A 21823-nucleotide genomic window follows, 5' to 3' on the forward strand; every position below is an offset into this window, starting at 1 on the left:
TGCGTCGTCGGCCCGGCGCATCAGGTCCGGATCTGGGCGTCAGCGGCCATGGTCGGCACGGTAGCGCTCGAAGGCCTCGATGGCATCCTGCACGGTGACCAGTTCCATCACGCCTTCGTGCTCGATCTTGGTGCCCCATTTGAGGGCCGCGGCGGGCTTGCCGAGGTACTTGCGCGCCGCGTCGTCGTAACGGTCCACGCAGTAGCGGCGGTCCGAGTAGGGGCCACTGCGCGCCGGGTTGCTGGCCGCATGCAGGCCCAGCACCTTCGTGCCCATGGCGTTGGCGATGTGCATCGGCCCGGAGTCCGGTGTGACCAGCAGGTCGGCGCGCGCCAGCAGGGCCGGCAGCTGCTTGAGGGTGTCCTTGCCGACCAGGTCCAGCACCGGGGCGCGCATGGCCGCGACGATGGCATCGGCGGTGCTGCGCTCCAGCCCGCTGCGGCCGCCGCACAGCACCACCCGCCAGCCGCGCGCGGCGGCGTGGTCGGCCAGGGCGGCGTAGCGGTCCGGGTACCAGTTGCGGCGCTGGTGGCTGGAGCAGGGCGAGATCATCAGCACCGGGGCGCCATCGTCCGGCCATTGCGCCGCGGCCCATTCATGCGCCTCGGCCGGCACCGGCAGGTTCCACTCGACCTTGTCCTGGACCAGGCCCAGCGGCTCGCAGAAGCTGCCGATGGCGTCCAGCACGTGGATGCCCGGGCGGTCCGGGATGCGCTCGTTGATGAACAGGCCGTGCAGGTCCTTGGAGCGGGAACGGTCGTAGCCGACCCGGCGCCGCGCCGGCACGAAGGCCGACAGCACGTTGGCGCGCGCCGCCACCTGCAGCTGCAGCAACACGTCGAACCGCTCCGCCGGCAGCTGCCGGCGCAAGGCGCGCATCCCGGCCAGGCCGCTGCGCTTGTCGTAGACGTGGAAGGTGACGTCCTCCAGCCCTTCCAGCAGGCGCCGGCCGCCCGGATCGATGATCCAGTGCAGGTGGAGGCCCGGCCAGGCGCGCTGCAGCGTCCGTACCAGCGGGACCACGTGGGTGACGTCGCCCAGGGCGGACAGGCGCAGCAGGCAGATCGAGGGGCGCATCGGTCTCGGGGTGTTGTTAGACTCGCGAGGATGGTCGCGTTCGACGCAAACGAAGCCTTGTCGCCCTACCGCGCCGGCAGCGGTTACGGCGCCATTCTGTTCGACCGCGAACGGCTGCGGCAAGCCGGGCCGGAACTGTTCTCGCCCGCGGCCTGGGGCGAACGCGCGCGTCCGGTGGGTTCCGGCGGCCGCGGCGGCGCCTGGTTCGTGGACGCGCCGTTCGGCCCGTCGGTGCTGCGCCACTACCTGCGCGGCGGCCTGGCCGCCGCGGTCAGCCGCGACCGCTACGTGTGGCGCGGCGCCGCCCGTACCCGCAGCTTCGCCGAGTTCCGGTTGATGCGCGAACTGCTCAAGCGCGGCCTGCCGGTGCCGCGCCCGCTGGCCGCCTCGTACCTGCGCCAGGGGGCGTTCTACCGCGCCGCGATCCTGCTGGAGCGGCTGGAGGGCGTGCGCTCGCTGGCCGACCGCGCCCAGGTGGCCGGCAGCGGCGCGCCGTGGGAGGAGACCGGGCGCCTGATCGCGCGCTTCCACCGCGAGGGCCTGGAGCACGCCGACCTCAACGCGCACAACATCCTTTTCGACGGCAACGGCCGCGGCTGGTTGATCGACTTCGACCGCGGGCGCATGCGCATCCCCGCCACCGGCTGGCGCGAGGCCAACCTGCGCCGGCTGCTGCGCTCGCTGCTGAAGCTGCGCGGCCAGCGCAGCGTGGAGGAGGTGGAGAAGGACTTCTCGCGCCTGCGCCGCGCCTACGAGCTGTCCTGGAACCGGGGCTGCTGAGATGGCCGCCTGGGCGCTGCGGCTGCACGGCGTGGGCAATGCCTCGGCGGTGGCGCTGGGCTCGCCCATGGCCACGCTCGAGCGCGACGGCCGTCCCTGGCTGACCATCGATTGCGGCGCCGAGGGCCTGACCGCGTTCGAGCAGCACTACGGCGGCCATCCGGACGCGTTGTTCGTCACCCACGTCCACCTGGACCACGTGGCCGGCTTCGAGCGCCTGTTCGTTTCCGCCTATTTCGATCCGGCGCGGCGCGGCCGCATCCGCGTGTACGTGCCGGCGCCGGTGGTGCCGCTGCTGCACCGGCGCATCGGCGACTACCCCAACGTCCTGGCCGAGGGCGGCGCCAACTTCTGGGATGCGTTCCAGCTGGTGCCGGTGGGCGATGCCTTCTGGCACGAGGGCGTGCGCCTGGAGGTGTTCCCGGTGCGCCACCACTGGCCCGAGACCGCCTTCGGCCTGCGCCTGCGCGGCAGCCTGGTGTGGAGCGGCGATACCCGTCCGATCCCGGAGACGCTGGCGCGCTACGCCGATGCCGGCGAGCTGGTGGCCCATGACTGCGGCCTGGTCGGCAATCCCTCGCACACCGGGATCGAGGACCTGGAACGCGAGTATCCGGCCGAGCTGCGCCAGCGCATGGTGCTTTACCACTACGCCAGCCCCGCCGACGGCGAGGCGCTGGCCGCCCGCGGCTATGCCGTGGGCCGCCCCGGCCAGGTGCTGGCCCTGGCCGAGCCCACCGCGCCGGTGGCGGAGGCCTCATGAGCGCGGTGCAGGCCCGCGCGCCGCTGCCCCGGGACCGGCTCGGGCGGCCGTTGCGCGACCTGCGCCTGTCGGTGATCGACGCCTGCAACTTCCGCTGCGGCTACTGCATGCCGGCCGAGCGCGTGCCCGACGACCACGGCACCCATGCCGCCGACCGGCTGTCCTTCGACCAGATCGAGACCCTGGTGCGCGGCTTCGTCCAGGTGGGCGTGCGCAAGCTGCGCCTGACCGGGGGCGAGCCGCTGCTGCGCCGGAACCTGCCCGGGCTGGTCGCGCGCCTGGCGCGCATCCCCGGGATCGAGGACCTGGCCCTGACCACCAATGGCGCGCTGCTGGCGGCGCAGGCGCGCGCGCTGCGCGAGGCGGGCCTGCGCCGGCTGACGGTGAGCCTGGATGCGCTGGATCCGGACGTGTTCCGGGCCATGTCCGGGCAACGCGGCGAGGTCGGCGCGGTGCTGGAAGGCATCGCCGCCGCCGAAGCGGCCGGGTTCGACCGGATCAAGCTCAACTGCGTGGTCCTGCGCGGGGTCAACGAGGACCAGGTGCTGCCGCTGCTGGAGCGCTTCCGCGGCAGCGGCCACGTGGTGCGCTTCATCGAGTACATGGACGTGGGCACCTGCAACGGCTGGGACCCGGCCCAGGTGGTGCGCGCCGAGGAACTGCGCGCGCGCATCGCCGCGCGCTGGCCGCTGCGCCCGCTGGCCGCCAGCTACGCCGGCGAGGTGGCGCAGCGCTACGCCTTCGCCGACGGTGGTGGCGAGGTCGGCTTCATCAGCTCGGTCAGCGCGCCGTTCTGCGGCGACTGCCACCGCGCCCGCGTTTCCGCCGATGGCCACCTCTACACCTGCCTGTTCGCAGACCGCGGCCACGACCTCAGGCCGGCGCTGGCCGGCGGCGGGCAGGGCGTGGCCGAAGCGGTGGCGCGGCTGTGGTCGGCGCGCGAGGACCGCTACAGCGAAATCCGCGGCCAGGCGCCGGCGCGCCGGCCCATCGAGATGTACCTGATCGGAGGTTGAGTGGCCACACGCACGTCTTCCCGCCGCGCGCCCGCCGCGCTGACCCATGTCGATGCCGAAGGCCGACCGGCCATGGTCGACGTATCCGCCAAGGACGTGACCGCGCGCAGCGCCACCGCGCAGTGCAGGGTCGCGTTCCCGGCGACGGTGGCGGCGCAGCTGCGCGCCAGCGGCATGCGCTCCAGCAAGGGCGGGATCGTCGACACCGCGGTGATCGCCGGCACCATGGCCGCCAAGCGCACCCACGAGCTGATCCCGTTCTGCCATGCACTGCCGCTGGAAGGCGTGCGCATCGCCATCGACTGGCACGGCGAACGCGAGCTGCGGATCGAGTGCACCGCGCGCACGACCGCGCGCACCGGGGTGGAGATGGAGGCGCTGACCGGCGCCACCGTGGCCGCGCTGACGGTCTACGACATGACCAAGGCGTTGTCGCATGCCATCGTGCTGGGCCCGGCGAAGCTGCTGGGCAAGCGCGGCGGCAAGCGCGACTTCGGGCAGGTGGGATGATGGCGAGGGTGGCGCTGCTGTACTTCGCCTCGCTGCGCGACGCGGCTGGCTGCGAGCGCGAGGAAGTCGAGACCGCCGCGGCGGACCTGGCGGCGCTGTACGCCGAGGTCGCGGCCCGCCACGGCCTGCGCTGGCCGCGCGAACGCCTGCGGGTGGCGATGGACGGCTCGTTCGCCGCCTGGTCCGATCCGCCGCGCGAGGGCAGCGAGGTGGTGTTCATCCCGCCGGTATCGGGAGGCTGAGATGGGCGATCCGCGTACCCCGCTGGCCCGCTTCGAACTGGCCGATGCCCCGTTCGACATCGCCCCGCTGCGCGAGGGCCTGCTGCGCGACGAGGCCGGCGCCTATGCCAGCTTCGAGGGCTGGATCCGCAACCACAACGACGGCCGCCCGGTCGGCGGCCTGTACTACGAGGCCTACGCCGCGCTGGCGCTGGAGGAGGGGCGGCGCATCGTCGAGGAGGCCGTGGCGCGCTTCGCCGTCGCCGGCGTGCACTGCGTGCACCGGGTCGGCGAGCTGCCGGTGGGCGGGCTGGCGGTGTGGGTGGGGGCCAGCGCCGCGCACCGCGACGCCGCCTTCGATGCCTGCCGCTACGTCATCGACCAGGTCAAGGCGCGGGTGCCGATCTGGAAACACGAGCGCTATACCGACGGCCCGGCACAATGGCTGCACCCGGACGGACCCGGCAGCCCGCCGCAGCCGTCCTGACGGGCAACCGGAGACCTTCCCATGGCGATCGCATTCCCCCTGCGCCTGGCCGCCCCCCTGTTCGCCATCGCCGCCGTCGCCGGCAGCGCCGCCGCCGGCACCCCGGAACTGCCGGCGCCGCCTGGCACCCTGCTGGTCGGCAACAAGGCCGCCAACACCCTGTGGCGGCTGTCGCTGGCCGACGGCCAGCGCCTGGGCGAGGCCCCGACCGCGCCGGCGCCGCACGAGATCGTGGTCAGCCGCGACGGCCGCATCGCCGTGGTCAGCGAGTACGGCCACCGCGAGCCTGGCCATACCCTGGGCGTGTACGACGCCCACGCCGGCCAGCTGCTGCGCCGGATCGACCTGGGGGCCAACACCCGCCCGCACGGGATGCGCTTCACCCACGACGGCGGGCACCTGCTGGTCACCACCGAGGGCAGCGACGCACTGCTGCAGGTCCGCCTGGACGGCCGCATCGAGCGCGTGTTCGACATCGGCCCCGGCAAGGGACACATGCTGGCGCTGTCGCCGGACGGCCGCCACGCCTATGTCGCCAAGGTCGAGGCCGGGACCGTGGCCCGGGTCGAGCTGGCCACCGGCGAAGTGCTGGAGAAGCCGGCCGGCGATGGCGCCGAAGGCATCGCCGTGGCCCGCGACGGTTCGGTGTGGGTGAGCAACCGCGAGGCCGATACCGTCACCGTGCACGATCCGGAAACGCTGGACGTGATCGCCACCCTGGACAGCCCCGGCTTCCCGATCCGGGTCGGCTTCAGCGCCGACGGCCAGCATGCGCTGGTGACCAACGCCCGCGCCGCGACCCTGGGCGTGTTCTCGGTGTTGCAGCGCCGGCCGCTGGCGGTGGTGGCGCTGGCCGAGCCGGGCGCCGAGTACCGCCAGACCATGCTTGGCCGCGCGGCCCTGCCGATTGGCGCCGTCGCCGACCCGGATGGCCGCCGCGTCTACGTCGCCATCAGCGGCGGCAACCAGGTCGCGGTGGTCGATACCGCGCGCTGGAAGGTGGTGGAGCGCTGGTCCACCGGCGACGAGCCGGATGCCTTGGCCATCGTGCCGCCGGCGCCGGCCGCCGCACCCGCGCACGCGGCGCCCTGAGCCGCGCCCCGCGCCAGGCCCTTGCGTTCGCGCGGCGTCCCCCGCGAACGCCGGGACCATGGCCCGCGCGTTCCTGAACCGCCATTGGCGCCGCGCCGCGACGATGGGCTAGAATGCGCGCCTCACCGGGCCGCGCGCTGCGCGGCCCGCGTCTATGGTGGCCCCGTCGGCCCCTCGCGACGCTAGGTCGAAAACCCCGCCAGGGCCGGAAGGCAGCAACGGTATCGATCGACGCGGGCGCCGAGGCAAGCCGGCGGGGCCGCCACCCTTCCGGGGCCCTGGAAAGCTGCGAAACGGCCCCTGGCATCGCGCGCGGTGGCGAGCGTCCTGGCCGCCTCGGCCACGGGATCGCACCGGGGCGCGCGCCTCAGTGCTCCACCACCCGGCACTGCCCGTAGGCGTTGAACTCCAGCCGCGCGCCGCCTTCGAGCACGAAGGTGTCGTCGGTGATGCGGCGGTGGTAGGCGCCGGTACGCGGATCCAGGGTCTCCACGCGGCGGTAGACGCCATGGCTCTGGCGGTCGACCGAGGCGTACTCGAGCGTCCACGCATGCGGCTGCCATCGGCAGCTCCAGGCCACGCGCTGGCGGCGGTCGCCGGCGCGACGCCCGCACAGCGGCGGCGAGAATGCGGTGCCATCCCACTCCTGCCAGACCCCGTCGCCGACGCGCATGCGCTCCGGCGGCTCGCCTTCGACCACGCATTCGAGCACCTGCGCCGCTGTGGCTGCCGGCACCTGCACCGCGGGCACCAGGGCGATGCCGGCGGCCATTGCGCGGCAGGCCTGGCGGGCAAGCCGGGCCATGCGCCCGCGGGTGCCTCGCGTTCCCTGGCGGCTGGTGGTCATTCCGGGCTCCGTGGCGGTCGCGGGAAGGCCACAGCATAGGGCCGCAGCGGTGGCGGAAGAGGGCGGCCAGCCAATGGCGGGGCGGCCGGTTGGAACCGGGGGGCGCTGGGTGACGCGCTACTCCGCCACCTTCACCACCAGCTTGCCGAGGTTGCGTCCCTGCAGCAGGCCCGCCAGCGCCGCCGGGGCTTGCTCCAGGCCGTCGACCACGTCCTCCACCAGCACGATGCGGCCCTCGCCGACCCACGGCTCCATGTCGCGCCGGAACGCGGCGAAGCGGCTGGCGTAGTGGTCGAGGATGATGAAACCCTGCATGCGCACGCGCTTGGACAGCAGGGTGGCCAGCAGGGCGGGGCGCCGGTCGCGTCCGGCCGCAGGGCCATCCTGGTTGTAGTGGGCGATGAAGCCGCAAAGCGGGATGCGCGCATGCGGGTTCAGCAGCGGCAGCACCGCATCCAGCACGGCGCCGCCGACGTTCTCGAAGTACACGTCGATGCCGTCCGCGCAGGCGGCCGCCAGGCGGGTGCGGAAGTCCGGTGCGCGATGGTCGATGCACGCGTCGAAGCCGAGCACCTCCACCGCATGCCGGCACTTGTCCGCGCCGCCGGCGATGCCGACCACGCGCGCGCCATGCAGGCGCGCCAGCTGCCCGGCCACCGCGCCGACCGCACCGGTGGCCGCGGCCACGACCACGGTTTCGCCGGCCTGCGGCTGGCCGATGTCGAGCAGCCCCACGTAGGCGGTGAATCCCGGCATGCCCAGGCCGCCCAGCGCCAGCGAAGGGGCGCGCCAGACCATCCACCGGGACCAGGTCGCTGCCGTCGGACAGCGCGTAGTCCTGCCAGCCGGCGTTGGCCTGCACCAGCGCACCGGACTGGAAACCCGGGTGGCGCGAGGCCACCACCCGGCTGATCGTGCCGCCGGGCATGGTGCCGCCCAGCGGCACCGGTGGCGCATAGCCGGGGCCCGCCTGGTCCATCAGGTTGCGCATGTAGGGATCGATCGACAGGAACAGCGTGCGCAGCAGCACCTGGCCCTCGCCGGGTCCGGGAACGGGCGCGGTTTCCAGGCGGAAGTCGTCCTCGGTTGGCAGGCCGCGCGGATGGGCGGCCAGGACGAGGCGGCGATTGCGGAGGGGAGCTTCCACGGTTGGCCTCCTCAGTGTCCGGGCGCGACCGCGACCGGCGAACCGCCGCGCGGCCCGAACTTCAGCGTGAGCGCCGCGCCCAGCGACATCGCCACCAGCGCGAACAGCGGCCCGCCCAGCGCGCCGATGCTGTCGACCAGGACGCCGCCACCGATGGCGCCGCTGGCGATGGCGACCTGGAACGCGGCCACCACCAGGCCGTTGGCGGCCTCGGCCTGGTCCGGCGCGGCACGCATGATCCAGACCTGGAACGCGACCGGGAACGCGGCGAACGCGAAGCCCCACAGGACGATCGCCACCGAAGTCAGCGCGGCCCAGTGTCCGGCCACCAGCATCGCCGCCGCCAGCACCGCGATCGAGGCGCTGCCCAGGACCACCGCCATGCGCTCGCTGCGCCCGGCCACGTGGCCGCCGGCGAGGGTGCCGAAGAAGCCCGCGATGCCGTAACCCAGCAGCACCGCGCGCACCGGCGGGCGCCCGAGCAGCCGGACCAGGGTGTGCAGGTCGGCGGTACCGCGCGCCGGCAGCTCCGGCAGGGTGAGCCACTGCGGGGCCAGGGTCACCAGGCCGAGCACGCCGGCGGCGATGAACGCGCTGCGCCAGCCCCAGGTATCGCCCATCCACGCGCCAACCGGCGCGGCGCACACGGTGGCCAGCGACACGCCCGACAGCACCAGCGCCATCGCCCGCGCGAACCACGCCTCCGGGACCAGGCGCATGGCCGGTGGCCCGGCCATCGACCAGAAGCCGCCGAGGGCCACGCCCAGGACCACCCGCGCCGCCAGCAGGGTCCACAGGTCGCTGGCCCACACCGCCATGGCATTGGAGAGCACCAGCAGTACGGTCAGCCCCAGCATCACCAGGCGCCGGTCGATCCGCCCGGTCAGCACCGACAGCGAAGGGCCGGCGATCGCCGCCACCACCGCGGTGGCGGTGACGGTCTGCCCGGCGGCGCCTTCGCTGACGCCGAGGTCGGCGGCCATCGCGGTCAGCAGGCTGGGCGGCAGGAACTCGGCGGTGACCAGGCCGAACACGCCAAGGGTCAGGGAGAACACCGCCGGCCAGCGCGCCGCCGGCCCGGCATTGGCCACCAGGGTGGTGGCATCGCAAACGGAACACTCGGTTCGGGACATGACAGCCAGCCAAGTGGGGGAGGGCGGCCACGTTAGGCGTGGGCTGTGGGCGTTTGAATGATGGAAAGTCCCTTATGCTTGACGATTCCTCCCGCCTGCATCGGCCGCTCGAACCGCACGCCGGCGATCTGCTGACCCGCGTCCTGCTCGACATGCGCCTGGAAGGGGTGGAATACGGCCGCTGCGAGATGCGCGAGCCGTGGGCGCTGGCGTTCCCCGCCCAGCGCGATGCGCGCTTCCACTTCGTCGCCCGCGGCGAGGCCTGGCTGTGGACGCCGCACATGGAATGGAAGCACCTGCGGGCCGGGGACGCGGTGCTGCTGCCGCGCGGAAGCATGCACGTGCTGGCCAGCGCGCCGGACGTCCCGGCCATCGATATCCATGCGCTGGCGCGCCAGCCGGTCGCCGACAACCTCTACCTGCTGGGCAACGGCAGCGCCGCGGCGGCCGTGTCGGGCGCCGGCGCGCAGGCCGCGCCGGAGTGCGTGATGTTCTGCGGTGCGATGCGCTTCAACCTCGACCCGCTGCATCCGCTGCTGGCGATGATGCCGGAGGTGATGCATGCCGGCGCCCTGGTCAGCCGCGATCCGGCCGTGCCGGTGCTGCTGGAGGCCATGGAGCGCGAGGCCGAGGCGGACCGCATCGGCAGCTGCGGCATCCTTGCACGCCTGGCCGACGTGCTGGCCGCCAGCATCATCCGTGCCTGGGTCGAATGCGGCTGCAGTGACTCCACCGGCTGGATCGCCGCGGTACGGTGCCCGAAGCTGGGCAAGGTCATCGCCGCCATCCACGCCGATCCCGGGCGCAACTGGGACGTGCCCTCGCTGGCGGCAATCATGGGGGCCTCGCGCTCGCGTTTCGCCGGGTCCTTCACCCGCATCGTCGGCGAGACCCCGGCACGCTACGTGGCCAAGGTGAAGATGTTCCAGGCCCGCCGCTGGATCCAGCGTGAAGGCATGCGCGTGGCGGTCGCGGCCGAGCGCCTGGGCTACGACTCAGAGGCGTCCTTCAGCCGCGCGTTCAAGCGGATCATGGGCGTGCCGCCGAGCGCGCTGCGGGCCGGGAACGCCTGAGCGCCGCAGGCCCGGCGGGTGCGGCTGGCCTGCCGGAACCGCAGGCGCGCACCGCCGCGGCAGGCCGCACGCAGCCTAGGCGTGGCAGGAGGAACGTTCGGCGGCTTCGGCCCGGACGACGGCCGGCGCGGGCTGGCGGTTGGCCAGCCAGACTCCGGCCACCGCCAGCAGGCCGCCGACGGCCATCGACCAGTGCAGGTGGTCGCCCAGCGCCAGCACGCCCACCAGCACCGCCACCACCGGCACGAAGTTGGTGAACACCGAGGCACGCGTCGGGCCCACCGCGCGCACGCCGTCGGCAAACCAGATGAAGGCCAGCGCGGTCGCCAGCCAGGCCATGTGCAGTACCGACAGCCACACCCCGGCCGGGTAGTGCAGCACGCGCTGGGGATTGCCGCCCAGCGCCAGTGGCACCGCCAGCAGCGCCGCACCCGCCAGCACCGACCAGGCGGTGGCCACCAGCGCGCTCAGGCCCACCGTGGCGATCCGCCGGCTCATGAACACATGCGCCGACCAGGCCAGCATGCAGCCCAGCGCGAACAGCTCGCCGCGGCCGACGGTGGTGGCCACGTCCTGCAGGTTGCCGCGGGTGAGGACCACCGCCGTGCCCAGCAGCGCAGCACGATCCCGGTCCAGCGCGAGGCGCTGGCGGCGGTGCCGAGCAGCACGATCGACGCCAGTTCCACCATCACCGGGCTGCCGGCGGTGATCAGCGCCGCGCGGGTGCCGGAAATGCTCTGCACGCTGGCCAGGAAGAACAGGGTGTAGGCGACCACGCCGGGGATGGCCAAGGCCAGGACCAGCGGCAGCTGCGCCCGGGTGATCCGCAGCGACTGCCCGCGCAGCACCGCGATCCCGGCCAGGGTCAGGCCGGCGAACAGGAAGCGCAGGAAGGCCACGCCCAGCGGATCGGCGTGCTGGGCGGTGTAGTGGCCGACATGGAAGGTCACCGCCCAGATCGCGGTGGCGCCCAGCATGCGCAGGTAGGTGCCGGCCAGGCTCCGGCCCGGCGGCGGGGTGGGCAGCGCGTTCATGCCGCCTTCCCTCCCGCGGCCCGGGTGATGTCCTGGGCCACGACCACCGGGACGACGTGGCCGTGCGCGGCGTCCATGGCGGCGATGATGTTGGCCAGGCTGCGGCGGCGGTCGGGAAACCCGATGGGCAGCTGGCCGTCGAAATACGCGTTCTGCACGTCGATCACGGGCAGGGCGCGGCGGATGGAATGCATGGCGGACCTCGCAGGGGGAAGCAGGGGAGGCATCTTCCTGTCCGCCCGGGAAGCCCGACATTGGCCTTTGCGACAGCGGGCAATGGAATCGGGCCAATCTCCGCAAGCCGGCGGTATGGCGTGCCGGCGGGCTGCGCCCGGCGCGGCCCGCGCACGATGGCAGCGATGTGCCGCGTCAGGCCGCGCGCCCGGCCGATTGCCGGAATGCCCGCCGGTACGCCGAGGGCGACATGCCCACGTCCTCGGCAAAGCGCTGGCGCAGCGACAGCGAGGTGCCGAAGCCGGCGGCCTCGGCGACCTGGTCGATGGCCAGGTCGGTGGTTTCCAGCAGGCGCTGCGCCAGGCGCAGGCGTTCGGTCGCGATCCAGCGCTGGGCCGAAGTACCCACCGCCTCGCGGAAGCGGCGGGTGAAGTTGCGCCGGCTCATCAGCGCCATGCCGGCAAGGGTGTCGATCGACAGCGGCTGGTCCAGGTGGCCGCGCGCCCATTCGACCACCGTGGCGAGGCGGTCGTCGGACACGCGCTCGGGCACCGGCTGCTCGATGTACTGCGCCTGCCCGCCGTCGCGGTGCGGCGGCGTGACCAGCCGGCGCGCCACCCGGTTGGCTACCTCCGCGCCGTAGCGCCGGCGCACCAGGTGCAGGCAGCAGTCGATCGCGGCGACGGTGCCGGCCGAGGTGACGACGCGGCCGGTATCCACGTACAGCACGTCGGGCCGGAAGCAGGAGGTGGGGAAGCGCTGGCCGCAGCGCTCGCGCCAGGCCCAGTGGGTGGTGGCCGGCAGCCCGTCCAGCAGGCCCGCATCACCCAGCACGAACGCGCCCACGCAGAAACCGACGATGGTCGCCCCGCGCGCATGCGCGGCCGCCAGCGCCGAGGTGACCGCCTCCGGCGCCGGGACCTCAGGCGTGCCCCAGGAGGGGACGATGACGATGTCGGCGGTTTCCAGCGCCTCCAGCCCGTGCGCCACCTCGACGGGCAGGCCATCGGCCGTGGCCACCGGACCGGGCTGTTGCGCGCAGACCACCACCTCGTGGCGCGGCAGGCCGGCATCGCGGCGGTCGCGCCCGAACACCAGGCTGGGCACGGACAGGTGGAAGAGGCTGATGCCTTCGGAGGCAAGGACGGCGATGCGCGGCATGGGGAGGCGGCCTGGTTGGCCCGATCGATGCTGTGGCCGGGCATCCGGGCCAACAAGCGCCGGCCGGGCCACGCGGCGCTGGAAACGGGCCAGGACCGTGCCGCCCGGCCGCATCATCGCCGGCACCGCCGCCGGTCGATATCCGGTCCGCTGGCTCGTCGTGCGGGCAGTCCCATGGAGGCAACGCGATGAAATACCTTGGCCTGGCCTATTACTCCCCCGAAGCCTTCGCCGCGATGGCGCCGGAGGCCGTCGCCGCACTCGTCGGCCAATGCCCGGAGCTGGACCGGAAGATGCAGGCCACCGGCAGGATGCGCCTTTCGGCCTCGCTGGCCGAGCCGCCGGCGCGCAAGACCCTGCGCCCGCGCGGCGGCAGGACGAGCATCAGCGACGGCCCGTACGCCGAGTCCAAGGAAGTGGTGGGCGGCCTGTTCGTGATCGAGGCCGACAGCGAGGAGGAGGCGCTGCGGATCGCCGCGATGCACCCGGCCGCGGTGCTGGGCGAAGAAGCCGGGTGGGCGGTGGAGCTGGTGCCGCTGGAGTTCTGCCAGGCCAGCTGAGCAGGAGAAGCTCGCATCGCCGTGGGCAAGGCGCTGGCGCGTAGCCCGGCTGAGCGAAGCGCACCCGGGGAGCAGGCGCGTTGGCGGCACCCCGTACTTGTCGCCGTGGCGCGACCCAGGTCATGCCACTACCGGCGTGGGCGACGGAAGTGTTCCGAAGGCGTTCTCGCCGCGTCTGCGCAGTTCGCTCCATGCCTGGGAGGCTTCGGTGACGGGGAATGGGGGCAATCGGCCTGTGCGGCCTCGCCGCCTGGTGATGGCTTCGCCGGTGCTCCATCCGTGCGAGCAGGAGCCTGCCGATCCTTCAGGTTTTCCGGTGTCCCGGTGCCTCGGGTGGTTCGAGTCAGGATCCCTCTCTCCGCCAGCGCGAGGAGGGATTGCGAGCCGCTGCGCGCCTCGCGCCACCTGCTACGCGGGTGGTCGAACCGTGAGGGGTTTGAACCAGCCCCTCTCTCCGCCAGACACGAAAAAGGCCCCCTTGCGGGGGCCTTCGCTTTTCGTATCTGGCGGAGAGAGGGGGATTCGAACCCCCGAGGCGGTGTTTAGCCGCCTACACACTTTCCAGGCGTGCTCCTTCAACCACTCGGACACCTCTCCGGAACCTGCCGGGCCGTCGCAACGGCCAGCAGGGCCGGGGATTCTAGCGCCCGCGCGGCCTTGCCACAAGCGCGGGGCGGCCGGCGCGGCGGGCATGGCACAATGCCGGTCCTGCCGGAAACCCGGCCGAACGTGGTCTGCCGATGTCCTACCTGGTCCTCGCCCGCAAGTGGCGCCCGAAGCGGTTCTCCGAGCTGGTCGGGCAGGAACACGTCGTCCGCGCCCTGGGCAACGCCCTGGACAGCGGGCGGGTGCACCATGCCTTCCTGTTCACCGGCACCCGCGGCGTGGGCAAGACCACCATCGCCCGCATCTTCGCCAAGTCGCTCAACTGCGAGAAGGGCACCAGCGCCGAGCCCTGCGGCCAGTGCGCCGCCTGCCAGGACATCGACGCCGGGCGCTACATCGACCTGCTGGAGATCGACGCGGCCTCCAACACCGGCGTGGACGACGTCCGCGAGGTGATCGAGAACGCGCAGTACATGCCCTCGCGCGGGCAGTACAAGGTGTACCTGATCGACGAGGTGCACATGCTCTCCAAGGCGGCGTTCAACGCGCTGCTGAAGACCCTGGAGGAGCCGCCGGGGCACGTGAAGTTCCTGCTGGCCACCACCGACCCGCAGAAGCTGCCGGTCACGGTGCTGTCGCGTTGCCTGCAGTTCAACCTCAAGCGGCTGGACGAGGGCCAGATCGAAGGCCAGATGACGAAGATCCTGGCCGCCGAGGGCATCGAGGCCGACGCCGGGGCGATCCGCCAGCTGGCGCGCGCGGCCGACGGCAGCCTGCGCGACGGCCTGTCGCTGCTGGACCAGGCCATCGCCTACGCCGGCGGCGCGCTGCGCGAGGATGCAGTGCGGGCCATGCTCGGCAGCGTCGACCGCACCCAGGTGGCGGCGCTGCTGGATGCGCTGGCCGACGGCAACGGAGAGGCCCTGCTGGCCACGGTCGAGCGCCTGGCCGGGTTCGCCCCTGACTGGGGCAACGTGCTGGAGGCGCTGGCCGAGGCGCTGCACCGGATCCAGGTGCGGCAGCTGGTGCCGGGCGCGCGGCGCGAGGACGAGGGCATCGACGTGGACGCCTACGCCGGCCGGGTGCGGCCGGAGGTGGTGCAGATCTGGTACCAGATGGCGATCAACGGCCGCCGCGACCTGGACCTGGCCCCGGCGCCGCGGGTCGGCTTCGAGATGAGCGTGCTGCGCATGCTGGCGTTCCGGCCCGAGGCCGATGCCGGGGCGCCGCCGCCGGGCGCCGGCGCGGACAGCGGGGCCGCCGCTTCCGGTGGCGGCCAGCGCGTGCCGGCGGCGGGTGCCGCCGCGGCGGCTCCGGCCGCGCCGGCGCCGGAAGCGGCCACGGCCGTGGCCGCGTCGCCGGTGCGGGCCGCGCCACGGGCCGAGCCCGTGTCAGCGCCGTCCGCGGATCCTTCCGACACGCCGCCGTGGGAGGTGCCCGCGGCGGCCGCGCCGCCGCGTCCGCAGCCGCCGGCGCGCGAAGTGCCGCCGATGGCGCCGCCATCCTGGCCCGCCGCGCAGGACGAAGCCCCGGCCATGCCGGCGCGCGCGCCCACCGGCAGTGCGCCTCCGGCCGCGGCCGAAGCGCTGCAGCCGGGCATCGTGATGAAGCCGGGTGCGCCGGTGCCGCAGCGCGAGCCGACGCCGGAGCCGGTCGTGCCCGCTGCTCCCGCCACCGCGGCCACGGCGCCCGCCGCTACCGATGGCGCGGTGATCGCCGATGCCGAGGACTGGCTGCAGCGGGTCGCCAGCTGCAAGCTCGGCGGCCTCAGCGGCCCGGCGCTGCAGCTGGCCACCAATACCGCCTTCGTCAGCCACGCCAATGGCGTGCTGACCCTGGCCCTGGACCCGGGCTTCGAATACCTGCGCAGCGAGCGTTCGGTGAACGCGCTGGCCGAGGCCCTGGCCGGGCAGCTGGGCGGGGCGCCGAAGATCGTGATCCAGACCGGTCCGGCCCCGGCCGAGACCCTGCACCAGCGGCTGGACCGCGAGCGCGGCTCGCGCCAGGCCGCGGCCGAGGAGACCTTCCTCAACGACCCGACGGTACGCCGCCTGGTCGAACAGCACGGCGCCCGCGTGGTGCCGGACTCCATCCGACCCGTAGACGAGAATTGAACCGATGCGCGGCAATATCGCCCAGCTGATGCAACAGGCGCAGAAGATGCAGGAGAACCTGCAGCGCGCCCAGGAAGAACTGGCCAAGCTCGAGGTCACCGGCAGCGCCGGCGGCGGCATGGTCAGCGTGACCCTCACCGGCGTGAAGGAATGCCGCAAGGTGCGGATCGACCCCAGCCTGATGTCCGACCCGGAGATGGTCGAGGACCTGGTGGCCGCCGCCTTCAACGACGCCTCCAACAAGGTCGACGCCGAGTCCAAGGCGAAGATGGCCGCCGCCTCGGCGGGGCTGCCGTTGCCGCCGGGGATGAAGCTGCCGTTCTGAAGAGCGTGATTCGTTATGGTCATTCGTGATTCGCAAGAGCCAACGGCAACTGCAGTGCTCGCTTGATGTCACAGGCCGCCGGCGCCGCGTCCCGGAGCGCAGCGGGACCTTCGAATCCCCAATCACGAATTACTGATCACATGCTTCTAGAGGAACTCATCGAAGCCTTCCGCGTGCTGCCGGGCGTCGGCCGCAAGAGCGCCCAGCGCATGGCCTACCACGTGCTCGAGCGCGGGCGCGAGGGCGGGAAGCGGCTGGCGGCGGTGCTGGCCGAGGCGGTGGAGCGGATCGGCCATTGCACGCAGTGCCGGGACTTCAGCGAGGACGAGCTGTGCCCGGTGTGCGCCAGCAGCGCGCGCGACCGGCAGCAGCTGTGCGTGGTCGAGACCCCGGCCGACCGCATGGCGATCGAGACCGCCACCGGCTACCGCGGGCTTTATTTCGTGCTGCAGGGGCGGCTGTCGCCGCTGGACGGGATCGGCCCGCGCGAGCTGGGGCTGGACACGCTGGCCACGCGCCTGGCCGGCGGCGAGGTGGCGGAGATGATCATCGCCACCAGCGCCACGGTCGAGGGCGAGGCCACCGCGCATTACCTGGCGCAGCTGGCGCGCCAGCACGGCGTGCGCCCCAGCCGCCTAGCCCAGGGCCTGCCGCTGGGCGGCGAGCTGGAATACGTGGACCGCGGCACGCTCTCGCACGCCTTTGGCAGCCGCTCGGAAATGCCCTGAAGCCGCAGCGGCCCCTCCCGGGCGGACAGGGACCCCGGCTGCGGTAAGCTGCCTCGCCAGGCCCAACCGCATACGGACCATGAGCGACACCATCTTCGGCAAGATCATCCGCCGCGAAATCCCGGCGACCATCGTCTACGAGGACGAGGACATCCTCGGCTTCAAGGACATCGCGCCGCAGGCGCCGGTGCACGTGCTGTTCATCCCCAAGCACGAGGCGATCCCGACCTTGGACGACGCCCGTCCCGAGCACGCCCAGCTGCTGGGCAGGCTGATGCTGGCCGCGGCCGAGTACGCGCGCCGCGAGGGCCTGGCCCGGGATGGCTACCGGGTGGTGATGAACTGCCGCGAGCACGCGGGGCAGACCGTGTTCCACGTCCACCTGCACCTGCTGGCGGGCGCGCCGCTGGGCCGCTTCGGCAGCTGAGCGGCGGCAGACTTCCGCCGCGCATGCCACAAACGAAGACGCCGCCCATCGGGCGGCGTCTTCGCATTGGCCCGGGGAAGGCCGGCGCGGCTTACCACCACCAGCCCCAGGGGCCGCGGCGGTACGGGCCCCAGTACGGCCCCCAGTACGGTCCCGGCGGCGGGACCACCACCTCGACCTCGCGCACTTCCGGCCACAGGTAGACCACGTCGGCGGCCAGCCTGGGCAGCTTGTAGTCGTACTCGCCGATGCGCACGGTATCGGTGCCCTCGACCTGGCCGACGAAGGTCACCTCGCGGCCCGGGGTGAACACGGCCGGATCGTAGAAGCCGGCGCGGCAGGCGACGAAGCGGCCCTGGGTGGCGTCGCTGGCGTTGCGCTGCGGGCGGCCGCTGCTGTTGAGCGGCATGGCCACCATCTGGAAGCAGGTGCGGTCCTGCTTGGGCTGGGTCTCGACGATGCGCCCGCCCCAGCGCACCGGGCTGGCGGCGGGCACGCTGCCGGCGGCCTGTTGCGGGGTGAGCTGCGGGAAGCTGCCCTGCAGCGGCTTGGGCGCGGTGGTGCACGCGGCCAGCAGCGACAGGCTGGCGGCCGCGGCAAGGATTCGGATGGTGTTGCGCAAGGTCATCTCAACCTCCGGAAGGATCAGGGGCGATGCCTCCGCAGGTCGCGGACCAGCTGGTGCATTTCCCCGTTGGGCACCGGAGCGTAGCGCGAATCGGCGAAACGTTGGCTGAGTGCAACCAGTTCCGCGCCCGATTGCGGCCGCGCCGCGGCCACCCGCTGCGCCCAGGCCAGGGCCGGTTCGTGCGTGGCGCGGCCCAGCCCCAGGCGCGCATAGCGCCGGCCCAGGCGGTGCCAGGCGCGCAGCAGCGGGTCGCGCTCGCGTTCGGCGCGCGCCAGCCACCAGGCCATCGCCGCCAGCGCCAGCGCGGCCAGCGCGGCGAACGCCAGCAGCAGCTGCGCCGGTTCCAGCCGCTGCAGGCCCAGCGGCCGCAGCAGGGCCTGCTGGCGCTGGGCATTGAAGCCCAGGACCAGGTCGTTCCAGCCGCGCCGCAGCCAGTCGGTGAGGTGGCCGACGTTGTGCAGGCGCAGCGCGCGCAGGCCGGCGCCGGCGTCCTGCATCGCGCGGCGCTGCTCCAGGGTGTCGTAGACCCGCTCGGGGGCGACCGCGGCGGTGGGGTCGACGCGGGTCCAGCCGCGGCCTTCCAGCCATACTTCGACCCAGGCGTGGGCGTCCATGCGCCGCACGATCCAGTAGTCCGCGAACGGGTTGCGGTAGCCGCCGGCGTAGCCGATCACCACCCGGGCCGGCACGCCGGCGGCGCGCATCAGGATGGCGAAGGAGGAACTGAACTGTTCGCAATAGCCCTGGCGCAGTTCGAACAGGAACTGGTCGGCGGCGTCGCGTGCCGGCAGCGGCACCTCCAGGGTGTAGCCGAATTCGGCGCGGATCCAGTCCAGGGCGCGTTGCACGATCGCCACATCGTCGTCGCCGGCTTCCGCGCGCCAGTGCCGGGCCAGTTCGCGGGTGCGCGGGTCGCGCCCGGGCGGCAGCGCCAGGGCCAGGGCGCGCACGCGCGGATGCAGCTGCAGGTCGCGCTGGCGCGCCGGCGCCGAGCGCAGGTGCCAGCGGCTCAGCGACGCCAGCGGGCGGTCGCTGGCCAGGGTGTGGTCGAAGCCCAGCTGCGCGCCGTCCGGGGCATGCAGCGGCAGGTCCAGCGCCACCAGCTGGCGGCGGTCGGTGGGTTCCATCTCCAGCTCGTACGCCCACGTATCGCCTCCGGCCGGCTGCAGCGCGGGCGGTGGCAGCAGGTCCAGGCCCGGCTCGCGGGTCCAGGCGCGGCCGTCGTAGTTCCACAGCACCGTGCCGCGCCAGTACAGCTGCTCCGGCGCCGGCGGCAGGGTGTCGAAGCGCACCCGCAGCGCCGGGGTGTCATCGGCCATGAAGTCGATCCAGGTGCCCGGCTCCATGCGATCGGCCAGGCCGGGGCGGGCGACCGCGCGCTCGGGCACGCCCCACAGCGGCGTGGCCAGGCGCGGGAACAGCCAGAACGCGGCCAGCGCCAGGGGCAGGCCGATGGCGACCAGCCGCCCCATCACCCGCAAGCGCTCGCGCAGGGGCAGCGGGGTGGCCTGGTTCTCCACGTCGGCCAGGCGCTGCAGCGCCAGCAGCGCGCTGAGCACCGCGGCCAGGCCCAGCAGCATCGACAGCGGGCCCTGGTCGAGCAGGAACGCGGCGAACGGGGCGAACAGCGAGAAGCCCAGCAGGCTGCGCGCGTCGCGCAGGTGGTGGGACTCGCCCGGCTTGATCGCCAGCATCGCCGCCAGCAGGGCGCAGCCGGTGTCGCGGCCCAGGCGTGGACCCATCATCGCCAGCACCAGGGCAAGCATGGCCAGGGCCAGCAGCAGGCGCAGCCACGCCGGCAGGGGACGGGCCCAGGAGGCATAGGTCACCACCGCTGCGGCGCCGGCGAACCCCACCGCCAGGCCCGGCGGCAGGAGCAGCAGCAGCGGCAGCAGGGCCAGGCCGGCGGTGGCCACCGTCCAGGCGCGGGTGGAGGAGGGCAGCAGCGGGGCGTCGGCGCGGCTCATGCGGCGCCGTCCGGCAGCAGGGCCAGCGCCCGCAGGCAGGCGTGGCGGTGTTCGGGGCCCTGGCCGGGGCCGATGTCGTCCTGCGCCGGCAGGCGCAGGCGGTAGCGACGGCCTTCGCGTTCGGCCTGGTCGACCCAGGCGGCCAGGCGGCTGATCCGCGCCTCCACCGCCAGCGCCGGCAGGTCGCGCCAGTCCAGCACCAGCTCGCGGCCTTCGGCGCGTTCGAACTCGCGCACCACCAGGGCATCGCGGCGCGCGCTGTGCTTCCAGGCGATGGTGCGCGGCGGGTCGCCGGGGCGGTAGGCGCGCAGCTGGTGCGGTTCCTCGCCCAGCGGGTCGGGGCGGCCGCGGCCGAGGCTGCCGGCGCTGTCCGGCAGCGGCGGCGGGCTCGGTTCCGGGCGCGGGTAGACCAGCAGCGGCTGGCGTGGCCAGACCCGCGACCACGCCCGCACCAGGCCCAGTGGCTGGGTGGTCGACAGGCGGATGCGGCCCGGCGCCAGCCAGCCCCGGCGCCGGGTGGGCAGGGGCAGTACCAGTTCGGCCGAGCCGTTGGCCGGCACCGCGGCCCAGGCCTGGGCACCGTCGAGGTCGGCGCGCAGGCCGCGCCGCGCACGCCCGTCGCGGCTGGCCAGGGACAGGCGCAGGGCCAGCGGCTGGCCGGCCTGCACCGGTTCGGCGGAGGCCGCCTCCACCCGCAGCCCGGACAGCTGCAGATGGGTGGCGATCAGGCTGGCCAGCCCGGAGGCGCCCAGCAGCAGCGCCAGCAGCAGGGCCGGGTTGTTGTTGTAGTTGAGTGCGCCCACCAGCATCACCAGGACCAGGGCGGCGTAGAACAGGCCGAAGCCGGTGGGCAGCACGTAGACCCGGCGGCGGTCGATCAGCGCCGGCAGCGGCTCCGGCGCGCGCGGACGCTCCAGCGCGGCGGCCAGCGCCCGCATGCGCGCGCCCCAGCCCCGCAGGCGTTCCATCAGTCCACCGGCACCGCGTGCAGCACCGCCTTGGCCAGGGCCGCGCCCTGGTCGGCCTCGGCCTCGGGCACCAGGCGGTGGCCGGCGACCGGGATGAAGAGTGCCTGCACGTCCTCCGGCAACACGTGGCCGCGCCCCAGCAGCAGGGCCCAGGCGCGCGCGGCGCGCAGCAGGGCCAGGCCGGCGCGCGGGGACAGGCCGACGCGCACGCCGGGGTGGCGGCGGCTGCGCGCCAGCAGGGCCTGGACGTAGTCGACCAGGGCCTCGCTGGCATGCACCCGGGCCGCGGCCTCGCGCAGCGCCGGGACCTCGCCTTCGCCCAGCACCGGCGCGGCCTGGGCGATCAGCTCGCGGCGGTCGGCGCCGGTGAGCAGGGCGCGCTCGGCCTCGGCGCCGGGATAGCCCAGCGAGAAGCGCAGCAGGAAACGATCCAGCTGCGAGTCGGGCAGGGGGAAGGTGCCGGACAGGTCGACCGGGTTCTGGGTGGCGATCACGAAGAACGGGTCGGGCAGGCGGTGGGTGGTGCCGTCCAGGGTGACCTGCTGCTCGGCCATCGCCTCCAGCAGCGCGCTCTGGGTGCGCGGCGGGGCGCGGTTGATCTCGTCGGCCAGCAGCACCTGGGTGAACACCGGGCCGGGATGGAACTGGAACTGGCGCGCACTGGCGTCGTATACCGATACGCCCAGCACGTCCGCCGGCAGCAGGTCGGAGGTGAACTGCACGCGCTGGAACGACAGGCCCACGGTGGCCGCCAGCGCATGCGCCAGGGTGGTCTTGCCCAGGCCCGGCAGGTCCTCGATCAGGACGTGGCCGCCGGCCAGCAGCGCCACCAGGGCCAGGCGTACCTCGTGCGCCTTGCCGAGGACCATGGCATTGACCTGTTCCTGCGCACGGGCGAGGGCGTCGGCCAGCGGGTCGGGTAGGATCAGTGACTGTCTTTCCCTGGAGTTCGCCATCGCATGCCTGCGTTACCGGATCGGCCTGG

24 protein-coding genes, 1 tRNA gene, 1 other RNA gene and 1 pseudogene are annotated in these 21823 nt (G+C 73.6%); 14 read left to right on the forward strand and 13 right to left on the reverse strand.

The window, feature by feature from the left end; all coding sequences use genetic code 11:
- Nucleotides 1-39: 39 nt before the first annotated feature.
- Nucleotides 40-1077, reverse strand: a complete 1038-nt coding sequence (locus tag EIM48_RS09520; RefSeq protein WP_019399119.1) for a glycosyltransferase family 9 protein — start codon at nt 1075-1077, stop codon at nt 40-42.
- A 30-nt stretch (nt 1078-1107) separates the two neighbouring features.
- Here EIM48_RS09520 and EIM48_RS09525 point away from each other — a divergent pair, with 30 nt between their 5' ends.
- From EIM48_RS09525 to ffs, 8 genes are all read left to right on the forward strand, one after another.
- Entirely contained in the window at nt 1108-1857 is a 750-nt protein-coding gene (locus EIM48_RS09525; protein WP_028914817.1) for a 3-deoxy-D-manno-octulosonic acid kinase, read from the forward strand.
- A 1-nt stretch (nt 1858) separates the two neighbouring features.
- A complete protein-coding gene (locus EIM48_RS09530; protein WP_019399121.1) occupies nt 1859-2620 on the forward strand; it encodes an MBL fold metallo-hydrolase in 762 nt (253 codons plus the stop codon).
- Nucleotides 2617-3636 (forward strand): GTP 3',8-cyclase MoaA, encoded by a 1020-nt coding sequence (moaA, locus tag EIM48_RS09535; protein ID WP_019399122.1) that lies wholly within the window; start codon nt 2617-2619, stop codon nt 3634-3636. Before EIM48_RS09530 ends, moaA begins: the two co-directional genes overlap by 4 nt.
- On the forward strand, nt 3637-4146 hold the full coding sequence (moaC, locus tag EIM48_RS09540) for a cyclic pyranopterin monophosphate synthase MoaC (RefSeq protein WP_125111529.1): 510 nt from the start codon (nt 3637-3639) through the stop codon (nt 4144-4146). It begins immediately after the preceding gene.
- On the forward strand, nt 4143-4388 hold the full coding sequence (locus tag EIM48_RS09545) for a MoaD/ThiS family protein (RefSeq protein WP_028914816.1): 246 nt from the start codon (nt 4143-4145) through the stop codon (nt 4386-4388). The genes moaC and EIM48_RS09545 overlap by 4 nt, the downstream gene beginning before the upstream one ends.
- 1 nt (nt 4389) lies before the next feature.
- On the forward strand, nt 4390-4854 hold the full coding sequence (locus EIM48_RS09550) for a molybdenum cofactor biosynthesis protein MoaE (protein ID WP_125076152.1): 465 nt from the start codon (nt 4390-4392) through the stop codon (nt 4852-4854).
- A gap of 21 nt (nt 4855-4875) precedes the next feature.
- Nucleotides 4876-5946, forward strand: a complete 1071-nt coding sequence (locus EIM48_RS09555; protein WP_028914814.1) for a beta-propeller fold lactonase family protein — start codon at nt 4876-4878, stop codon at nt 5944-5946.
- A gap of 163 nt (nt 5947-6109) precedes the next feature.
- Nucleotides 6110-6200: signal recognition particle sRNA small type (ffs, locus tag EIM48_RS09560), an RNA gene on the forward strand.
- A 113-nt stretch (nt 6201-6313) separates the two neighbouring features.
- On the opposite strand, the gene EIM48_RS09565 is transcribed toward ffs, so the two are convergent.
- The 3 genes and pseudogenes from EIM48_RS09565 to EIM48_RS09575 form a co-directional block, all read right to left on the reverse strand.
- Nucleotides 6314-6793 (reverse strand): hypothetical protein, encoded by a 480-nt coding sequence (locus EIM48_RS09565; RefSeq protein WP_125111530.1) that lies wholly within the window; start codon nt 6791-6793, stop codon nt 6314-6316.
- A gap of 117 nt (nt 6794-6910) precedes the next feature.
- A pseudogene (locus tag EIM48_RS09570) lies at nt 6911-7940 on the reverse strand (NADP-dependent oxidoreductase).
- A gap of 11 nt (nt 7941-7951) precedes the next feature.
- Nucleotides 7952-9073 (reverse strand): MFS transporter, encoded by a 1122-nt coding sequence (locus EIM48_RS09575; RefSeq protein ID WP_233581670.1) that lies wholly within the window; start codon nt 9071-9073, stop codon nt 7952-7954.
- Nucleotides 9074-9147: 74 nt separating this feature from the next.
- On the opposite strand from EIM48_RS09575, the gene EIM48_RS09580 reads away from it, so the two are divergent.
- On the forward strand, nt 9148-10146 hold the full coding sequence (locus tag EIM48_RS09580) for an AraC family transcriptional regulator (protein WP_125111531.1): 999 nt from the start codon (nt 9148-9150) through the stop codon (nt 10144-10146).
- Nucleotides 10147-10221: 75 nt separating this feature from the next.
- Here the strand turns inward: EIM48_RS09580 and EIM48_RS09585 are convergent, their stop codons facing one another.
- The 4 genes from EIM48_RS09585 to EIM48_RS09600 form a co-directional block, all read right to left on the reverse strand.
- Nucleotides 10222-10716, reverse strand: a complete 495-nt coding sequence (locus EIM48_RS09585) for an EamA family transporter (RefSeq protein ID WP_051403651.1) — start codon at nt 10714-10716, stop codon at nt 10222-10224.
- On the reverse strand, nt 10641-11180 hold the full coding sequence (locus EIM48_RS09590) for a DMT family transporter (RefSeq protein ID WP_125111532.1): 540 nt from the start codon (nt 11178-11180) through the stop codon (nt 10641-10643). Before EIM48_RS09590 ends, EIM48_RS09585 begins: the two co-directional genes overlap by 76 nt.
- Nucleotides 11177-11374 carry a hypothetical protein gene (locus tag EIM48_RS09595; RefSeq protein WP_125076160.1) on the reverse strand — a complete coding sequence of 66 codons (198 nt, stop codon included), beginning with the start codon at nt 11372-11374 and terminating at the stop codon, nt 11177-11179. The genes EIM48_RS09590 and EIM48_RS09595 overlap by 4 nt, the downstream gene beginning before the upstream one ends.
- Nucleotides 11375-11549: 175 nt before the next feature.
- Nucleotides 11550-12515, reverse strand: coding sequence for a helix-turn-helix domain-containing protein (locus EIM48_RS09600; protein WP_125111533.1), 966 nt, complete (start codon nt 12513-12515; stop codon nt 11550-11552).
- A gap of 188 nt (nt 12516-12703) precedes the next feature.
- Here EIM48_RS09600 and EIM48_RS09605 point away from each other — a divergent pair, with 188 nt between their 5' ends.
- Entirely contained in the window at nt 12704-13075 is a 372-nt protein-coding gene (locus tag EIM48_RS09605) for a YciI family protein (protein ID WP_019399133.1), read from the forward strand.
- Between the two features lie 504 nt (nt 13076-13579).
- Here the strand turns inward: EIM48_RS09605 and EIM48_RS09610 are convergent.
- Nucleotides 13580-13672: transfer RNA gene (locus tag EIM48_RS09610), tRNA-Ser, on the reverse strand.
- Nucleotides 13673-13815: 143 nt separating this feature from the next.
- On the opposite strand from EIM48_RS09610, the gene dnaX reads away from it, so the two are divergent.
- From dnaX to EIM48_RS09630, 4 genes are all read left to right on the forward strand, one after another.
- The gene (gene dnaX, locus EIM48_RS09615) at nt 13816-15795 is read left to right on the forward strand and encodes a DNA polymerase III subunit gamma/tau (protein WP_125076163.1); all 1980 of its coding nucleotides are present in this window, start codon (nt 13816-13818) and stop codon (nt 15793-15795) included.
- A gap of 4 nt (nt 15796-15799) precedes the next feature.
- Nucleotides 15800-16120, forward strand: a complete 321-nt coding sequence (locus EIM48_RS09620; RefSeq protein ID WP_019397650.1) for a YbaB/EbfC family nucleoid-associated protein — start codon at nt 15800-15802, stop codon at nt 16118-16120.
- A gap of 140 nt (nt 16121-16260) precedes the next feature.
- Nucleotides 16261-16848, forward strand: coding sequence for a recombination mediator RecR (gene recR / locus EIM48_RS09625; RefSeq protein ID WP_019397649.1), 588 nt, complete (start codon nt 16261-16263; stop codon nt 16846-16848).
- A gap of 79 nt (nt 16849-16927) precedes the next feature.
- Entirely contained in the window at nt 16928-17275 is a 348-nt protein-coding gene (locus EIM48_RS09630; protein ID WP_028914807.1) for a histidine triad nucleotide-binding protein, read from the forward strand.
- 91 nt (nt 17276-17366) lie between these two features.
- On the opposite strand, the gene EIM48_RS09635 is transcribed toward EIM48_RS09630, so the two are convergent.
- From EIM48_RS09635 to EIM48_RS09650, 4 genes are read right to left on the reverse strand one after another with little or no spacing between them, the layout of a single operon-like run.
- Nucleotides 17367-17903 carry a Slp family lipoprotein gene (locus EIM48_RS09635; protein ID WP_125111534.1) on the reverse strand — a complete coding sequence of 179 codons (537 nt, stop codon included), beginning with the start codon at nt 17901-17903 and terminating at the stop codon, nt 17367-17369.
- A gap of 17 nt (nt 17904-17920) precedes the next feature.
- Nucleotides 17921-19870, reverse strand: a complete 1950-nt coding sequence (locus EIM48_RS09640) for a DUF3488 and transglutaminase-like domain-containing protein (RefSeq protein WP_125111535.1) — start codon at nt 19868-19870, stop codon at nt 17921-17923.
- Nucleotides 19867-20838, reverse strand: a complete 972-nt coding sequence (locus EIM48_RS09645) for a DUF58 domain-containing protein (protein ID WP_125076165.1) — start codon at nt 20836-20838, stop codon at nt 19867-19869. Before EIM48_RS09645 ends, EIM48_RS09640 begins: the two co-directional genes overlap by 4 nt.
- Nucleotides 20838-21794 carry an AAA family ATPase gene (locus EIM48_RS09650; protein WP_039730808.1) on the reverse strand — a complete coding sequence of 319 codons (957 nt, stop codon included), beginning with the start codon at nt 21792-21794 and terminating at the stop codon, nt 20838-20840. The genes EIM48_RS09645 and EIM48_RS09650 overlap by 1 nt, the downstream gene beginning before the upstream one ends.
- Between the last annotated feature and the right edge of the window lie 29 nt (nt 21795-21823).

Source organism: Pseudoxanthomonas sp. SGNA-20, assembly GCF_003931635.1.
Classification (GTDB): Bacteria; Pseudomonadota; Gammaproteobacteria; order Xanthomonadales; family Xanthomonadaceae; genus Pseudoxanthomonas.

Bases quoted from the DNA above. Each gene is read 5' to 3' on its own strand.
- EIM48_RS09520 (WP_019399119.1), bottom strand. From the start codon at position 1,077: ATGCGCCCCTCGATCTGCCTGCTGCGCCTGTCCGCCCTGGGCGACGTC.
- EIM48_RS09525 (WP_028914817.1), top strand. From the start codon at position 1,108: ATGGTCGCGTTCGACGCAAACGAAGCCTTGTCGCCCTACCGCGCCGGC.
- EIM48_RS09530 (WP_019399121.1), top strand. From the start codon at position 1,859: ATGGCCGCCTGGGCGCTGCGGCTGCACGGCGTGGGCAATGCCTCGGCG.
- moaA (WP_019399122.1), top strand. From the start codon at position 2,617: ATGAGCGCGGTGCAGGCCCGCGCGCCGCTGCCCCGGGACCGGCTCGGG.
- EIM48_RS09545 (WP_028914816.1), top strand. From the start codon at position 4,143: ATGATGGCGAGGGTGGCGCTGCTGTACTTCGCCTCGCTGCGCGACGCG.
- EIM48_RS09550 (WP_125076152.1), top strand. From the start codon at position 4,390: ATGGGCGATCCGCGTACCCCGCTGGCCCGCTTCGAACTGGCCGATGCC.
- EIM48_RS09555 (WP_028914814.1), top strand. From the start codon at position 4,876: ATGGCGATCGCATTCCCCCTGCGCCTGGCCGCCCCCCTGTTCGCCATC.
- EIM48_RS09565 (WP_125111530.1), bottom strand. From the start codon at position 6,793: ATGACCACCAGCCGCCAGGGAACGCGAGGCACCCGCGGGCGCATGGCC.
- EIM48_RS09575 (WP_233581670.1), bottom strand. From the start codon at position 9,073: ATGTCCCGAACCGAGTGTTCCGTTTGCGATGCCACCACCCTGGTGGCC.
- EIM48_RS09580 (WP_125111531.1), top strand. From the start codon at position 9,148: ATGCTTGACGATTCCTCCCGCCTGCATCGGCCGCTCGAACCGCACGCC.
- EIM48_RS09590 (WP_125111532.1), bottom strand. From the start codon at position 11,180: ATGAACGCGCTGCCCACCCCGCCGCCGGGCCGGAGCCTGGCCGGCACC.
- EIM48_RS09595 (WP_125076160.1), bottom strand. From the start codon at position 11,374: ATGCATTCCATCCGCCGCGCCCTGCCCGTGATCGACGTGCAGAACGCG.
- EIM48_RS09600 (WP_125111533.1), bottom strand. From the start codon at position 12,515: ATGCCGCGCATCGCCGTCCTTGCCTCCGAAGGCATCAGCCTCTTCCAC.
- EIM48_RS09605 (WP_019399133.1), top strand. From the start codon at position 12,704: ATGAAATACCTTGGCCTGGCCTATTACTCCCCCGAAGCCTTCGCCGCG.
- dnaX (WP_125076163.1), top strand. From the start codon at position 13,816: ATGTCCTACCTGGTCCTCGCCCGCAAGTGGCGCCCGAAGCGGTTCTCC.
- EIM48_RS09620 (WP_019397650.1), top strand. From the start codon at position 15,800: ATGCGCGGCAATATCGCCCAGCTGATGCAACAGGCGCAGAAGATGCAG.
- recR (WP_019397649.1), top strand. From the start codon at position 16,261: ATGCTTCTAGAGGAACTCATCGAAGCCTTCCGCGTGCTGCCGGGCGTC.
- EIM48_RS09630 (WP_028914807.1), top strand. From the start codon at position 16,928: ATGAGCGACACCATCTTCGGCAAGATCATCCGCCGCGAAATCCCGGCG.
- EIM48_RS09635 (WP_125111534.1), bottom strand. From the start codon at position 17,903: ATGACCTTGCGCAACACCATCCGAATCCTTGCCGCGGCCGCCAGCCTG.
- EIM48_RS09640 (WP_125111535.1), bottom strand. From the start codon at position 19,870: ATGAGCCGCGCCGACGCCCCGCTGCTGCCCTCCTCCACCCGCGCCTGG.
- EIM48_RS09645 (WP_125076165.1), bottom strand. From the start codon at position 20,838: ATGGAACGCCTGCGGGGCTGGGGCGCGCGCATGCGGGCGCTGGCCGCC.
- EIM48_RS09650 (WP_039730808.1), bottom strand. From the start codon at position 21,794: ATGGCGAACTCCAGGGAAAGACAGTCACTGATCCTACCCGACCCGCTG.